The 15103-nt window shown below is 61.7% G+C and carries 12 protein-coding genes; 3 read left to right on the top strand and 9 right to left on the bottom strand.

What is annotated here, in order from left to right:
• The first annotated feature begins 32 nt into the window (after positions 1-32).
• Positions 33-488 (top strand): REP-associated tyrosine transposase, encoded by a 456-nt coding sequence (locus E2H86_RS04705; protein ID WP_133325236.1) that lies wholly within the window; start codon positions 33-35, stop codon positions 486-488.
• Between the two features lie 106 nt (positions 489-594).
• Here E2H86_RS04705 and E2H86_RS04715 read toward each other — a convergent pair whose 3' ends face one another.
• From E2H86_RS04715 to E2H86_RS04745, 7 genes are all read right to left on the bottom strand, one after another.
• Positions 595-1488, bottom strand: coding sequence for an ABC transporter permease subunit (locus tag E2H86_RS04715; RefSeq protein WP_133325238.1), 894 nt, complete (start codon positions 1486-1488; stop codon positions 595-597).
• On the bottom strand, positions 1485-2405 hold the full coding sequence (locus E2H86_RS04720) for an ABC transporter permease subunit (protein WP_133325240.1): 921 nt from the start codon (positions 2403-2405) through the stop codon (positions 1485-1487). Before E2H86_RS04720 ends, E2H86_RS04715 begins: the two co-directional genes overlap by 4 nt.
• Positions 2402-3544 carry a polyamine ABC transporter ATP-binding protein gene (gene potA / locus E2H86_RS04725; protein ID WP_133325242.1) on the bottom strand — a complete coding sequence of 381 codons (1143 nt, stop codon included), beginning with the start codon at positions 3542-3544 and terminating at the stop codon, positions 2402-2404. Before potA ends, E2H86_RS04720 begins: the two co-directional genes overlap by 4 nt.
• 71 nt (positions 3545-3615) lie before the next feature.
• On the bottom strand, positions 3616-4710 hold the full coding sequence (locus E2H86_RS04730) for a polyamine ABC transporter substrate-binding protein (RefSeq protein WP_133325244.1): 1095 nt from the start codon (positions 4708-4710) through the stop codon (positions 3616-3618).
• Between the two features lie 175 nt (positions 4711-4885).
• Positions 4886-5983, bottom strand: a complete 1098-nt coding sequence (locus tag E2H86_RS04735; protein ID WP_133325246.1) for a polyamine ABC transporter substrate-binding protein — start codon at positions 5981-5983, stop codon at positions 4886-4888.
• Between the two features lie 168 nt (positions 5984-6151).
• Positions 6152-7513, bottom strand: a complete 1362-nt coding sequence (locus E2H86_RS04740) for an aspartate aminotransferase family protein (RefSeq protein WP_133325248.1) — start codon at positions 7511-7513, stop codon at positions 6152-6154.
• Positions 7514-7561: 48 nt separating this feature from the next.
• The gene (locus E2H86_RS04745) at positions 7562-8920 is read right to left on the bottom strand and encodes a glutamine synthetase family protein (protein WP_133325250.1); all 1359 of its coding nucleotides are present in this window, start codon (positions 8918-8920) and stop codon (positions 7562-7564) included.
• Positions 8921-9494: 574 nt separating this feature from the next.
• Here E2H86_RS04745 and E2H86_RS04755 point away from each other — a divergent pair.
• On the top strand, positions 9495-10871 hold the full coding sequence (locus tag E2H86_RS04755; RefSeq protein ID WP_133325252.1) for a glutamine synthetase family protein: 1377 nt from the start codon (positions 9495-9497) through the stop codon (positions 10869-10871).
• 153 nt (positions 10872-11024) lie between these two features.
• Here the strand turns inward: E2H86_RS04755 and argA are convergent, their stop codons facing one another.
• Together argA and argE are read right to left on the bottom strand one after the other, a co-directional pair.
• Positions 11025-12323: an amino-acid N-acetyltransferase gene (gene argA / locus E2H86_RS04760; protein ID WP_133325254.1), complete on the bottom strand. Its 1299-nt coding sequence runs from the start codon at positions 12321-12323 to the stop codon at positions 11025-11027.
• A 125-nt stretch (positions 12324-12448) separates the two neighbouring features.
• Entirely contained in the window at positions 12449-13591 is a 1143-nt protein-coding gene (gene argE, locus E2H86_RS04765; RefSeq protein ID WP_133325256.1) for an acetylornithine deacetylase, read from the bottom strand.
• A 142-nt stretch (positions 13592-13733) separates the two neighbouring features.
• Here argE and E2H86_RS04770 point away from each other — a divergent pair, with 142 nt between their 5' ends.
• On the top strand, positions 13734-15101 hold the full coding sequence (locus E2H86_RS04770; protein WP_133325258.1) for a CYTH domain-containing protein: 1368 nt from the start codon (positions 13734-13736) through the stop codon (positions 15099-15101).
• Positions 15102-15103 lie beyond the last annotated feature (2 nt).

Here is a 15103-nt window from a genome sequence, read left to right on the forward strand (position 1 = left end):
TCGCAAACCATTTGCTTTCAAGGACGAACGCGATGTCGCTAGCTGAATCCTACCTGCTACGCCAAGGTCGCTTTTCGGAGCCCGGCAGACTCTACCTACTCACGACCGTGACCCATCAGCGCGAGCCTCTGTTCCATGACTTGCACCATGCTCGTCTGGTCATCAATCAGCTACGCCTGTCCCATCAAACCCAGGATTGCCTGACGCTAGCATGGGTACTCATGCCAGACCATCTGCATTGGTTGATTGAGTTGAAGGAGGTGACTTTGGCTACCTTGATGCGCAGGTTCAAGTCTCGTACCGGCATCGCATTACGCCGGGCAGGTGTGAAGCACAATCCCATCTGGCAACCCGGCTACCAGGACCGCGCTCTGCGGCGCGAGGAGAGTATCCGGCACGTAGCCAGGTACATCGTTGCCAACCCATTGCGGGCTGGGCTCGTCAGAAATGTCAGGGACTATCCACACTGGGATGCTGTATGGCTCTGAATCGGTGGTGGGGCCTTCGCGGGTGAACCCGCTCCCACAGGTACTGCGCAGGTCTTGAAAACTGCACATGACCCTGTAGGAGCGGGTTTACCCGCGAACAGGCCGATCAGGCCGAAGCTGCTGCCTGGACCGGGCGCTTGACCTGCGGCTGCGAAGCGTTGGCCGCAGCGCCCTCCTCGATGGCTTGCTGAATGGCTTTACGACGGCGTTCCTCGGCCTGGCGGCTGAAGTACCAGACCAGGAAGGTCACTATCGATACCGACAGCAGGATCAGACTGGCCACGGCGTTGATCTCCGGCTTCACGCCCAGACGCACAGCCGAGAACACCTCCATCGGCAGCGTGGTCGAGCCCGGCCCGGACACGAAGCTTGCCAGTACCAGGTCGTCCAACGACAGGGCGAAGGACATCATCCCACCAGCCGCCAGGGACGGCGCGATCATCGGGATGGTGATCAGGAAGAATACCTTCCACGGCTTGGCACCCAGGTCCATGGCCGCTTCCTCGATCGACAGGTCCAGCTCTCGCAGGCGTGCCGACACCACCACCGCCACATAGGCCGCGCAGAACGTGGTGTGGGCGATCCAGATGGTGACGATGCCACGCTCCTCGGGCCAGCCGATCATCTGCGCCATGGCCACGAACAGCAGCAACAGCGACAGGCCGGTGATCACCTCGGGCATCACCAGCGGCGCGGTGACCAAGCCACCGAACAGCGTGCGTCCCTTGAAGCGGGTGACCCTTGTCAGCACGAACGCCGCCAGGGTGCCCAACGCCACCGCAGCTACCGCGGTGTAGCAGGCGATTTCCAGCGAACGCATCACCGAACCCATCAGCTGGGTGTTGTCGAGCAGGCCGACGTACCACTTCACCGACCAGCCACCCCACACCGTCACAAGCTTCGAGGCGTTGAACGAGTAGATCACCAGGATCAGCATCGGCAGGTAAATGAACAGCAAGCCGAGCACCAGCATCAGCTTGGAGAAACTGAAGCGCTTCATGCCCTGCCCTCCATCTCTTTGGCCTGGCTACGGTTGAACAGCAGGATCGGCACGATCAGGATCAACAGCATCACCACTGCCAAGGCCGAGGCCACCGGCCAGTCACGGTTATTGAAGAATTCCTGCCACAGCACTTTACCGATCATCAGGGTTTCCGGGCCGCCCAGCAGCTCAGGAATCACGAACTCGCCCACCACCGGGATGAACACCAGCATGCAGCCGGCGATGATGCCGTTCTTCGACAGCGGTACGGTGATTTTCCAGAAGCTGTTGAAGGTGCTCGAGCCCAGGTCGGACGCAGCCTCGAGCAAGCTCGGGTCGTGCTTAACCAGGTTGGCGAACAGCGGCAGGATCATGAACGGCAGGTACGAATAGACCACGCCGATGTACACCGCCAGGTTGGTGTTGAGGATCTGCAGCGGCTGGTCGATCAATCCGAGCCACATCAAGAAGCCGTTGAGCAAGCCGTTGTTGCTGAGAATACCCATCCAGGCATAGACGCGGATCAGGATCGCGGTCCAGGTCGGCATCATGATCAGCAACAGCAGGACCGTCTGGGTCTCCTTCTTGGCATTGGCGATGGCATAGGCCATCGGGTAGCCGATCAGCAGACACAGCAAGGTGCTGAAGAACGCCATCTTCAACGAACCGAGGTAGGCCGAGATGTACAGCTCATCGTCGGTCAGCAACCCGTAGTTGGCCAGGTTCAGCACCAACTGGACCTTGTCCTCGACGTAGCTGTAAATCTCGGTATATGGCGGGATGGCCACGTCGGCTTCGGCGAAGCTGATCTTCAGCACGATGAAGAACGGCAGCATGAAGAACAGGAACAGCCAGATGAACGGCACACCGATCACCAGGTGCCGCCCCTGCGGGGTAATGCGCTGGAAGGCTCGCTTGAGCTTGCGCAGTTTCATGACCGCAGTACCACGCCGCTGTCGTCTTCCCACCACACGTACACTTCATCGCCCCAGGTCGGGCGGGCGCCCTGGCGTTCGGCGTTGGCGACGAAGGATTGGACGATCTTGCCGCTCGGCAGCTCGACGTAGAACACCGAGTGGCCACCCAGGTAGGCGATGTCGTGAACCTTGCCGCGCGACCAGTTGTACTCGAAGTCCGGTTGCTGGGTGGTCACCAGCATCTTCTCCGGGCGCAGTGCATAGGTGATGTGCTTGTCCTCGACCGAGGTCGAGACGCCGTGACCGACGTAGATCTTACGCTCGAGCTCGGGCGAGGCGATGATCGCGTGCCCCTCGGCATCGTCGATGACTTCGGCCTCGAACAGGTTGACGTTGCCGATGAACTCGCACACCAGACGGCTGGTGGGGGTCTCGTAGATGTCCACCGGCGAGCCGATCTGGGCAATCCAGCCCAGATGCATGATGGCGATGCGCTGGGCCATGGTCATGGCCTCTTCCTGGTCGTGGGTCACCATCACGCAGGTCACGCCGACGCGCTCGATGATCTCCACCAGCTCCAGTTGCATCTGCGAGCGCAGCTTCTTGTCCAGCGCGCCCATCGGCTCATCGAGCAGCAGCAACTTGGGCCGCTTGGCCAGCGAGCGCGCCAGGGCCACCCGCTGGCGCTGGCCACCGGACAGCTGGTGCGGCTTGCGCTTGGCATACTGGGTCATGTGAACCAGCTTGAGCATCTCGGCGACGCGCGCGTCGATCTCGGCCTTGGGCATCCTGTCCTGCTGCAGGCCGAAGGCGATGTTTTGCGCCACGGTCATGTGCGGGAACAGCGCGTAGGACTGGAACATCATGTTGATCGGCCGCTCGTAAGGCGGCATGTCGGTGATGTCTACGCCATCGAGGAAGATCCGCCCGTCGGTCGGGCGCTCGAAGCCGGCCAGCATGCGCAGCAGGGTCGACTTACCGGAACCGGAACCGCCCAGCAGGGCGAAGATCTCGCCCTTGCGGATTTCCAGGGAAACATCGTCCACGGCGACCGTTTCGTCGAACTTTTTCGTGACCCGATCGATCTTGACCAGCACCTGCTTGGGTTGCTGGTCACCCTCGAGGGCTTTCTTATAGGCACCGGAGGCAACTGCCATGAGTGAAACTCCCAACAAGATTTGTGTGCCCGCGCCTGTTTCGCAAGGCAGGCGGCGGGCCTGGATAGTTGTTACTTGCCCGACTTGATTCGGGTCCAGCTACGGGTCATCAGACGTTGCACCTTGGGGGGCAACTCAGCATTGACGAACATCCTGTCCAGCACTTCCTTCGGTGGATAGACCGCAGGGTCGGTTCTCACATCCTGATCCATCAGGTCGCCAGCCTTGGGGTTGGGGTTGGCATAACCGACATAGTCGCTGACCTGGGCGATAACCTCAGGTTTGAGCAGGTAGTCGATCAGTGCATGGGCTTCCTTGACGTTCTTGGCATCCTTGGGGATCGCCAGTACGTCGAACCAGAGGTTGCCGCCTTCCTTGGGAATCGCGTAGGCCAGGTTCACGCCCTTGTTCGCCTCTTCAGCGCGGGACTTGGCCTGGAACACATCGCCGGAGAAACCTGCCGCGACGCAGATATCGCCGTTGGCCAGGTCGGAGATGTACTTGGATGAGTGGAAGTAGGTCACGTAGGGACGGACCGCCAGCAGCTTCTTCTCAGCCTTCTTGTAGTCCTTGGGATCGCGGCTGTTGGGATCCAGACCCATGTACTGCAGCACCGCGGGAAGCATTTCATCGGCCGAGTCGAGGAAGGCCACGCCACAGGTGGACAGCTTCTTCATGTTCTCAGGCTCGAACAGCACCGCCCAGGAGTCGATGTGATCGACGCCCAGCACGGCCTTGACCTTGTCGACGTTGTAACCGATGCCGTTGGTGCCCCACAGATAGGGAACGGCATACTGGTTGCCCGGATCGTTCTTCTCGAGGCGCTTCATCAACGCCGGATCCAGGTTGGAATAATTGGGCAGCAGGTTCTTGTCGAGCTTCTGGAACGCGCCCGCCTTGATCTGCTTGCCGAGGAAATGGTTGGACGGCACGACCACGTCGTAGCCGGTGTTGCCGGCCAGCAGTTTGCCTTCGAGCGTCTCGTTGGAGTCGAACACATCCTGCACGGGCGTGATGCCAGTGGCCTTCTGGAAGTCTTCGAGGGTGTTCGGCCCGATGTAGTCGGACCAGTTGTACAGGTGCACCGTAGGCGCCGCTTGGACGCTGCATGCCAGCGTCAGGCCCGCTCCAGCCATCAAGGCCTTGCGAAATACAGAAATAGACAAGTGGGTGGTCCTCACAATCAGTGCCTTCGGTGGCGGCATGTTTACAGGCCTGGGCGCGACCGCTCACGCAAAACCGGCGCGCAACTTACCTTCGCAGCTTCGATGCCGCAATCATGAATTGCCTTTAACTGCCTCTGGGCGGGAAAACCCCGGCCCAGAGGGCACCGCATCGGGCTTACTTGCCCGATTTGATCTTGGTCCAGCTGCGGGTGATCAGACGCTGGGCCGCTGCTTCAGGGGCAGCGATCGCATACAGCTGTTTCTTCACGTCAGCTGGCGGATAGATGCTTGGGTCGCTGGTGATTTCCTTGTCGACGAACTCGGTAGCGGCCTTGTTACCGTTAGGGAAGCGCACGGCGTTGGTGATTTCGGCCATGATTTCCGGCTGCATCAGGAAGTCCATGAACTTGTAGGCGGCTTCCTTGTGCTCGGCATCCTTGGGCATGGCGACCATGTCGTAGAAGGTACCGGCGCCTTCTTTCGGAATGACGTAGTCGACCTTGACCTTGTCGCCAGCTTCGTGGGCACGGGCCTTGGACTGCTCCAGGTCACCCGAGTAGCCCACCGCTACGCAGATGTTGCCGTTGGCCATGTCGCCGATGTACTTGGACGAGTGGAAGTAGGTGATCGAAGGACGAATTTTCAGGAACAGGTCCTCGGCGGCCTTCAGGTCTGCCTTCTTGGTGCTGTCGGTCGGCAGGCCCAGGTAATGCAGCGCAGCGGGCAGCATCTCGGTCGGGGCATCGAGGAAGCTCACGCCGCAGCTCTTGAGCTTGGCGATGTTCTCCGGCTTGAACACGACATCCCACGAGTCGATCTTGTCCACGCCCAGCGCGGCCTTGACCTTCTCAGGGTTGTAGCCGATGCCGATGGAGCCCCACATGTACGGGAAGGCGTGCTTGTTGCCTGGGTCGCTGGCATCACCCACGGCCTTGAGCAGGTCCTCGTCCAGGTTCTTCCAGTTCGGCAGCTTGGTACGGTCCAGTTCCTGATACACACCGGCCTTGATCTGCTTGGCCAGGAAGTTGTTGGACGGCACCACGATGTCGTAACCGGACTTGCCGGCCAGCAGCTTGGCTTCCAGGGTTTCGTTGCTGTCGAAAACGTCGTACTTGACCTTGATACCGGTCTGCTTCTCGAACTTGGCGATGGTGTCCGGTGCGATGTAGTCCGACCAGTTGTAGACGTTCAGCACTTTGTCCTCAGCCTGCACAGCGGTCGCCATGGCACCCATCAGGGCGGCGGCCAGCAACGTCTTGCCCATTTTCTTCATGCGTAATGCTCCAGAATTTTTATTTAGCCATCTGTTCAGCAGCCAGGTCCCATGGTGCAAGCGCTGGGCGACTGAAACAGCCGTTAGTCTGGCAAGTTACAAGGCGCTGTTTCAAGGAAAGCAGCCCCCTGTAACGACTTAATGTCACTTTGCTAGCCTAGCAGCTGATCATTTGATCGCTTCTAGCGTCAGATCCAGGCACTTGCGTGCCTTTTCCACCAGCTCATCGACTTCCTCGCGGCTGATCACCAGAGGCGGAGCGATGATCATGGTGTCGCCTACCGCGCGCATGATCAGGCCGTTGTCGAAGCAGAAGTTGCGGCAGACCATGCCCACGCCTTTGCCTTCGTAACGGCTTCGAGTCGCCTTGTCCTTGACCAGTTCGATCGCACCGAGCAGGCCCAGGCCGCGTACCTCGCCCACCAGTGGGTGGTCCTGCAGCTCACGCAGTCGTTTTTGCAAGTAGGGTGCCACTTCCGTGCGAGCGCGCTCGACGATTCCTTCATCGCGCAGGATGCGCAGGTTTTCCAGGCCCACCGCAGCTGCAACCGGATGGCCGGAATAGGTGAAGCCGTGATTGAAGTCGCCGCCTTCGCTGAGTACCTGGGCCACCTTGTCACGCACGATCACACCGCCCATGGGGATGTAACCGGAGGTAAGACCCTTGGCGATGGTCATCAGGTCGGGCTTGAGATCGTAGTAGTCCGAGCCAAACCACTCGCCGGTGCGACCGAATCCACAGATCACCTCGTCGGCGACGAACAGGATGTCGTACTTGGCGAGGATTTCCTTGATCTTCGGCCAGTAGCTATCGGGCGGAATGATCACGCCACCGGCGCCTTGGATCGGTTCGGCAATGAAGGCGGCGACGTTGTCTTCGCCCACTTCGAGAATCTTCCTCTCCAACTGCTCGGCCGCCCAGATGCCGAACGCGTCCGGGGTCATGTCGCCACCTTCGCCGAACCAGTAAGGTTGCGGGATGTGCACGATGCCCGGGATCGGCAGGCCGCCCTGTTCATGCATGCCACTCATCCCGCCCAGGCTGGCGCCGGCGACGGTCGAGCCGTGATAGCCGTTGATGCGGCCGATGATCGTCTGCTTGTGCGGCTTGCCCTTGAGCGCCCAGTAATGGCGGACCATGCGCAGCACGGTGTCGTTGCCTTCGGAGCCGGAGCCGGTGAAGAACACATGGGTCATGCCTTCGGGCGCCACCTCGGTGATCGCCTTGGCCAGCTCCAACGCTGGCGGGTGGGCGGTCTGGAAGAACAGGTTGTAGTACGGCAATTCGCGCATCTGCTTCTCGGCCGCCTGCACCAGCTCTTCACGACCATAGCCCACCGCCACGCACCACAGGCCAGCCATGCCATCGAGGATCTTGTGCCCTTCGCTGTCCCACAAATGCACACCCTGCGCCTTGGTGATGATGCGCGGGCCCTTCTCCTTCAACTGCTTGTAGTCAGAGAAAGGTGCAAGGTGATGCTCGCCGCTCAGGGTTTGCCATTCACGGGTTTGCGGGTTGTTGACGCTCATGTGCCTCTCCAGTTTCCAGCGGCCACCGCCAGGCGGCCTCAGGGTTGATCAGACGGCGAACAGCAGGAACTCTCGCTCCCAGGAGCTGATGACGCGTTTGAAGTTCTCATGCTCGGCGCGCTTGGTGGCGACGTAGCCGGTGATGAATTTCTTGCCCAGGTACTGCACCAGCGCACGGCTGTTTTCCATGCGCTCGAGGGCGTCCTCGATGGTCAACGGCAAGCGCAGGTTGCGTCGCTCGTAGCCCCGACCCTGTACCGGCGCGCTGGCGGCAATGCCTTCGACCATGCCGATGTAGCCACACAACAGGCTGGCGGCGATGGCCAGGTAGGGGTTTGCGTCGGCACCCGGCAGACGGTTCTCGACCCGGCGGCTCTGCGGCCCGGCATCCGGCACACGCAGGCCGACGGTGCGGTTTTCCTCGCCCCACTCGACGTTCACCGGTGCCGAGGTGTCGGGCAGGAAGCGGCGGAATGAGTTGACGTTGGGCGCGAACAGCGGCAGCGCCTCGGGGATGAACTTCTGCAGGCCGCCGATGTGGTGCAGGAACAGCTCGCTCATGCTGCCATCTTCATTGGAGAAGATGTTCTTGCCGGTGGCCACGTCGACCACGCTCTGGTGCAGGTGCATGGCGCTGCCGGGCTCGCCGGTCATGGGCTTGGCCATGAAGGTCGCGGCCACGTTGTGCTTGAGCGCGGCCTCGCGCATGGTGCGTTTGAACACCAGGATCTGGTCGGCCAGGTGCAGGGCGTCGCCGTGACGGAAGTTGATTTCCATCTGCGCGGTGCCGTCCTCATGGATCAACGTGTCGAGGTCCAACTGCTGCAGTTCGCACCAGTCGTAGACATCTTCGAAGAGCGGATCGAATTCGTTGGCCGCCTCGATCGAGAACGACTGACGACCGGTTTCCGGGCGTCCGGAGCGGCCTACCGGCGGCTGCAGAGGGAAGTCCGGGTCTTCGCTGCGCTTGGTCAGGTAGAACTCCATCTCCGGCGCGACGATGGGCTGCCAGCCTTTGTCGGCATACAGCTTGAGCACCTTCTTCAGGACGTTGCGCGGCGACAGTTCGACCGGGTTGCCCTTCTTGTCGTAGGTGTCGTGGATCACCTGGGCGGTCGGCTCGATGGCCCAAGGCACCAGGAACACCGCATCCTCGTCGGGCCGGCAGATCATGTCGATGTCGGCCGGATCGAGCAGTTCGTAGTAGATGTCGTCGTCGACATAGTCGCCGGTCACGGTCTGCAGCAGCACGCTCTCAGGCAAGCGCATGCCTTTTTCGGCGATGAACTTGTTGGTGGGCGAGATCTTGCCGCGGGTGATGCCGGTCAGGTCGCTGATCAGGCATTCGACTTCGGTGATCTTGTGCTCTTTCAACCAATCGGTGAGCTGGTCGAGGTTGTTACTCATAAATACCTCAGGAGGTAAGGTTGTCCGCGCGTTGATTCTGGATGGAGTACATTGCTAAAGCAAAAACCCCCGCGCAGGAGCACAGTGGATACACTGAAAAACAGAGTACCTCGGATGAGCAGATTGGGCAGAAAGAGGTTGGAGCGTGCGAAGGGTCACGTCGACGTGAGGCCTGATGGCCATTTCCGTCAATTATTGCGGCCAGCGTAGGTAGCGCGCCTCGAAGGCGGGCAAGTACGGCGAATTCACCCGACTGCACTGCGCAGGCAGCGCTTTCAGGTCGCGAGAAGCGGACCATGTGACCCTCGTATTATTGTGTTCTGGGTTGTGACCGAGCTTAGCCTTGTTCATTTTTTTACACAACACCTCCGTAAAAAATAAAACACGGACTGTCGGAGATAGCCCTACACAGGCGAAATAGCGGATAATGGTACGCCCCGATATGCAGCAAATCTGCCGTCGATGTGCCATTTCAGGGCATCATGGGGTTGGCTTGACATCAGTATGTCTTTTCGATTGACTGGACCTGCAAGCCCCCCTTGATTGATATTTTTAACAACAAAGGTGTTGCATCATGTCGGTACCCCCGCGTGCCGTTCAGCTTAACGAAGCGAACGCGTTCCTTAAGGAACATCCTGAGGTTCTCTACGTTGACCTTCTGATTGCAGATATGAATGGTGTGGTGCGTGGCAAGCGCATAGAGCGCACCAGCCTCCACAAGGTTTACGAGAAAGGCATCAACCTGCCTGCCTCCCTGTTTGCCCTGGACATCAACGGTTCCACCGTCGAAAGTACCGGGTTGGGCCTGGATATCGGCGATGCCGACCGCATCTGCTATCCGATCCCCGACACACTCTCCAACGAGCCCTGGCAGAAGCGCCCCACCGCTCAGCTGCTGATGACCATGCACGAGCTCGAAGGCGAGCCGTTCTTCGCCGACCCGCGCGAAGTGCTGCGTCAGGTGGTGAGCAAGTTCACCGACATGGGCCTGACCATCTGCGCCGCATTCGAACTGGAGTTCTACCTGATCGACCAGGAGAACGTGAATGGTCGCCCGCAGCCGCCACGCTCGCCGATTTCCGGCAAGCGTCCGCAATCGACCCAGGTCTACCTGATCGACGACCTCGACGAATACGCCGACTGCCTCCAGGACATCCTCGAAGGTGCCAAGGAGCAGGGCATTCCGGCAGACGCCATCGTCAAGGAAAGCGCCCCGGCCCAATTCGAAGTCAACCTGCACCACGTCGCCGACCCGCTCAAGGCCTGTGACTACGCAGTGCTGCTCAAGCGCCTGATCAAGAACATCGCCTACGACCATGAAATGGACACCACGTTCATGGCCAAGCCCTACCCAGGGCAAGCAGGCAACGGCCTGCACGTTCACATCTCCGTGCTGGACAAAGATGGCAACAACATCTTCACCAGCGAGGATCCCGAGCAGAACGCCGCGCTACGTCACGCTGTCGGCGGTGTGCTCGAGACCCTGCCCGCGTCCATGGCGTTCCTCTGCCCGAACGTCAACTCGTATCGCCGCTTCGGCGCCCAGTTCTACGTGCCGAACGCACCGAGCTGGGGTCTGGACAACCGCACCGTGGCCCTGCGCGTGCCGACCGGCTCGCCGGACGCCGTGCGCATCGAACACCGCGTGGCCGGTGCCGACGCCAACCCGTACCTGATGATGGCAGCGGTGCTTGCGGGCGTGCACCACGGTTTGACCAACAAGATCGAACCGGGCGAACCGATCGAAGGCAACTCGTACGAGCAGTTGGAGCAGAGTCTGCCGAACAACCTGCGCGATGCCCTGCGCGAGCTGGACGACAGCGAGATCCTCAACAAGTACATCGATCCGAAGTACATCGACATCTTCGTCGCGTGCAAGGAGAGCGAGCTGGAGGAGTTCGAACACTCGATCTCCGACCTCGAGTACAACTGGTACCTGCACACCGTGTAAGCAAGAACGCCGCCCACAAGGGCGGCGTTTTTCGTTCGCGACCGCACCGGCCTTTTCGCGGGACAAGCCCGCTCACACAGTCACTGCACGGGATTTCAATCCGGTGAGTTCTCAGTGGGAGCGGGCTTGCCCCGCGAAGAGGTCGGTACAGGCTTACAGAGACTTCTCGAAAATCTTCGAATTACGCTGATAGTTGTACAGCGAGGCCCGTGCCGACGGCAGCCGCTCGACACCGCTGGGCACGAAGCCGCGTTCGCGGAACCAATGAGCGGTGCGCGTGGTGAGCACGAACAGGGTCGTGAGGCCCAACTGCCGCGCCCGGCTCTCGATGCGCTCGAGCAACTCATCGCCGCGCCCGCCATGACGGTACTCCGGATTCACCGCCAGGCAGGCCAGCTCGCCGGCTTCGGAATCGGCGATCGGATACAGCGCCGCACAGGCGATGATCATCCCCTCGCGCTCGACCACGCTGAACTGTTCGATCTCACGCTCCAGCACCTCCCGTGAGCGGCGAACCAGGATGCCCTGCTCTTCCAGCGGGCTGATCAGCTCCAGCAGGCCGCCGACATCGTCGATGGTCGCCTCGCGCACCACTTCGAATTGCTCCTGGGACACCAGGGTACCGCCACCGCCCCGGGTGAACAGCTCGGTCAGCAGCGCACCATCTTCGGCGTAGCTGACGATATGGCTACGCGGCACCCCACCCTTGCACGCCTCGGCGGCGGCATCGAGCAGCTCGCCCTGGTAATCGCTGCCCAGACGCGCCAGATGCTGAGGCACCTGTTGCGGGCGCAGCTCGCGGACCAGATTGCCTTTATCGTCGAGCAGCCCCGACTCGGCACCGAACAGCAGCAGCTTGTCGGCCCCCAGCTCGATCGCCGCGCGGGTGGCGACATCTTCGCAGGCCAGGTTGAAGATCTCGCCGGTCGGCGAATAGCCCAGCGGCGAAAGCAGCACGATCGAACGCTCATCGAGCAGACGGCCGATGCCCTTGCGGTCGATCCGACGGACTTCGCCGGTGTGGTGGTAATCGACTCCCTCGACCACGCCGATCGGCCGCGCGGTGACGAGGTTGCCGCAGGCCACGCGCAGGCGCGAGCCCTGCATCGGCGAGGCGGCGATGTCCATCGACAGTCGCGCCTCGATGGCCAGGCGCAGCGCACCGACCGCGTCGATCACGCAGTCCAGCGTGGACGCGTCGGTGATGCGCAGCCCCCGGTGGTAGTGCGGGGTCAAGCCACGGGCAGCCAGGCGGCTTTCGATCTGTGGGCGCGAGCCATGCACCAGTACCAGCCGCACACCGAGGCTGTGCAGCAGTACCAGATCGTGGACGATATTGCCGAAATTGGGATGTTCCACCCCATCGCCAGGAAGCATGACCACGAAGGTGCAGTCGCGATGGGCATTGATGTAGGGGGAGGCATGACGCAACCAGTTGACGTATTCGGGCATGACAGGGCCTGTGGATAAAGTGGACGGAGAACGGTGAGTCACACGGCGTTCAGGATCATCGTCGGAACAGGCTTGCGGTCACGCGTGGTCTCCTCTAGGCAAATACGAAACAACTCGATGGACGTTTACTGCAGGCAATAGTGCCTGATCAGGTCACGCAATAGACGCACGGTAGGCTCGATACGTGACATTTCAAGGTATTCGCCCGGTTGGTGGGCGCAGGCGATGTCGCCGGGGCCGAGCACGATGGTCTCGCAACCCAGTTGCTGAAGATAAGGCGCTTCGGTGCCGAATGCCACCGCCTCGGCGCGATGTCCGGTCAGCCGCTCGGCCACGCGCACCAGCTCGGCGTCGGCCACCTGCTCGAACGGCGGTACCGCGGGGAACAGCGGCGCATAGTCGATGCGCACTTCATGGCGCTCGGCCACTGGTCGGAGCTTCTCACCGATGGCGGCGCGCAGTTGCTCGACATCCATGCCCGGCAGCGGGCGGAGATCGAACTCCAGGGCGCACTGGCCACAGATGCGGTTGGGGTTGTCGCCGCCGTGGATGCAACCGAAATTCATGGTCGGCGTGGGGACGGTGAATTGCGGATTGCGGTAGGTTTCCTGCCACTGGCGACGCAGACCCATCAGCTCGCCCATCACCGCGTGCATGGCCTCGAGGGCACTGTGGCCCAGACTCGGGTCGGAGGAATGACCGCTGCGCCCAAGGATATCGATGCGGTCCATGAGGATGCCCTTGTGCATGCGGATCGGCCGCAGGCCAGTGGGCTCACCGATCACCGCCGCCCGGCCGAGTGGCTGGCCGGCCGCCGCCAGGGCACGGGCGCCGGACATGGAGCTTTCTTCATCGCAGGTCGCGAGAATCAAAAGCGGCTGCTTGAAATCCTGCGCCAGCAACGGCAGCACGGCCTCGATGATCAGCGGGAAGAAGCCTTTCATGTCGCAGCTTCCCAGACCAACCCAGCGACCATCGGTCTCGGTCAGCTTCAGCGGGTCGCTGCTCCACAGTTGCTCATCATAGGGCACGGTATCGCTATGGCCGGCCAGTACCAGACCGCCAGGGCCGGTACCACGGCTGGCGAGCAGGTTGAACTTGCCTGGGCTGACCTGCTGGATGTCGCAGCTGAAGCCCAGGTCCTCCAGCCAGCCGGCCAGCAGGTCGATCACCTGGCGGTTGGACTGGTCCAGCGAAGGCTGCGTGCAACTGACCGAGGGCGCGGCGATCAGTGCGGCGAACTGCTCTTTCAGTGTCGGCAACGGCATGCGCGTACTCCTCTGATGCGTTGCCCATCATAACAATGCCGTGCTCTGGCAGGGCAAGCCGATGAAGAAAGCAGCGCAATCCGGCAGCCCACTGCCGACTCCTGTAGACTCTGCAGCATCACGCCCCTCCTTCGAGCCTGCGATGCACAAAGAAACCGAACTCAAGCTCCGCGCCAGCCGCGAGACCCTCGCCGCCTTGCGCGAGCACCCCCTGCTGAAGAAGCGCAACAAGTCAGGCTGGCAGACCCGCGAACTGCTCAACCAGTACTTCGACACTCCCGCGCGCGACCTCAGCGCCGCCCGTGTCGCCCTGCGCCTGCGCCGCGACGGCGAAGTCATCATCCAGACCCTCAAGTGTCGCGGCCAGAGCGTCGCCGGCCTGTCCGAGCGCAACGAATTCGAATGGCAGCTGGATAAAGTCAAGCTGGACCTGAAAAAGCTCGATGCCACCTGCTGGCCAGAACAACTGGCCGGCCTCGACAAGAAAACCATCAAGCCACTGTTCACCACCGACTTCACCCGCGAATACGCCGAGATCGCCTGGGGCCGTGGCAAGAGCAAAGTCGTGATCGAAGCCGCGCTGGACCAAGGTTTCGTGATTGCCGGCAAGCGCAAGGAAGAAATCTGCGAGCTGGAACTGGAGCTCCGTGAAGGCGCACCGGAGGCCCTGCTGGAGCTGGCTTCGGAGCTTGCTGCCAGCCTGCCGCTGATGCCTTGCGATATCAGCAAGGCCGAACGCGGCTACCGCCTGCTCGAGCCCAACAGCTACGACCTGAGCCTGCCCACTACCGAACTGGACGCGGAAATGGCCCTGGACGATGCTTTTGCCGCGCTCGCCTGGCAGTTGCTGGGCAGCAGCCAGCGCCTGGCCGAGCAGTATCGCCACAACGGCCACTGGCGCCTGCTGCAGGACTGGGTGCAGTGCCTGAGCGAACTGCGCGCGCTGGTCACCAGCCTGGGCCAGGCGGCGCCGCGGGCGACCACCCGCGAGCTGCGCAGCAGCCTGGATGCCTTGCTCGAAGACTGGCGTCCGTTGGTCCAGGCCGGCAATGACGACGAAGATGTCCGCCGCGTCGCGCCCGAGCAGTTCAGCGAAGAGCTCGAAGACGTGCGCTGGGGCCAGTTCTCCCTGAACACCTCGCGCTGGCTGCTGGCCCGCGCCTGGACCGCCGAGCGCAAGGGCCGTGGCGAACGCCAGGGCAAGGCGCAACTGGCCGGCTGGCTGGCGCACCTGCTGGGCGAGGAAGGCCGTGCACTGAAACTGCCGCTGTACACCCAGCGCCCCGAAGACCTGGCCGAGCAACTGCCACGCATCGAACAGCTGCTGGCCTGGCTGCACCATGCCCGCCAGGTGCTCGACGCGCCGCAGATGGACCGCCTGTATGGCGACCTGAAAAAACTGCACGAACTGGCCGAGCAACCGCTGAGCGACGAGCTGCTGGAAGCGCGTGTCGAGCAGGCTCGAGCAGTCGACCAGAGCCGCGGCTGGAAGCACCTGCTCAAAGGCTGATG

It is taken from the genome of Pseudomonas putida (genome assembly GCF_004357765.1).
Lineage (GTDB): Bacteria > Pseudomonadota > Gammaproteobacteria > Pseudomonadales > Pseudomonadaceae > Aquipseudomonas > Aquipseudomonas putida_U.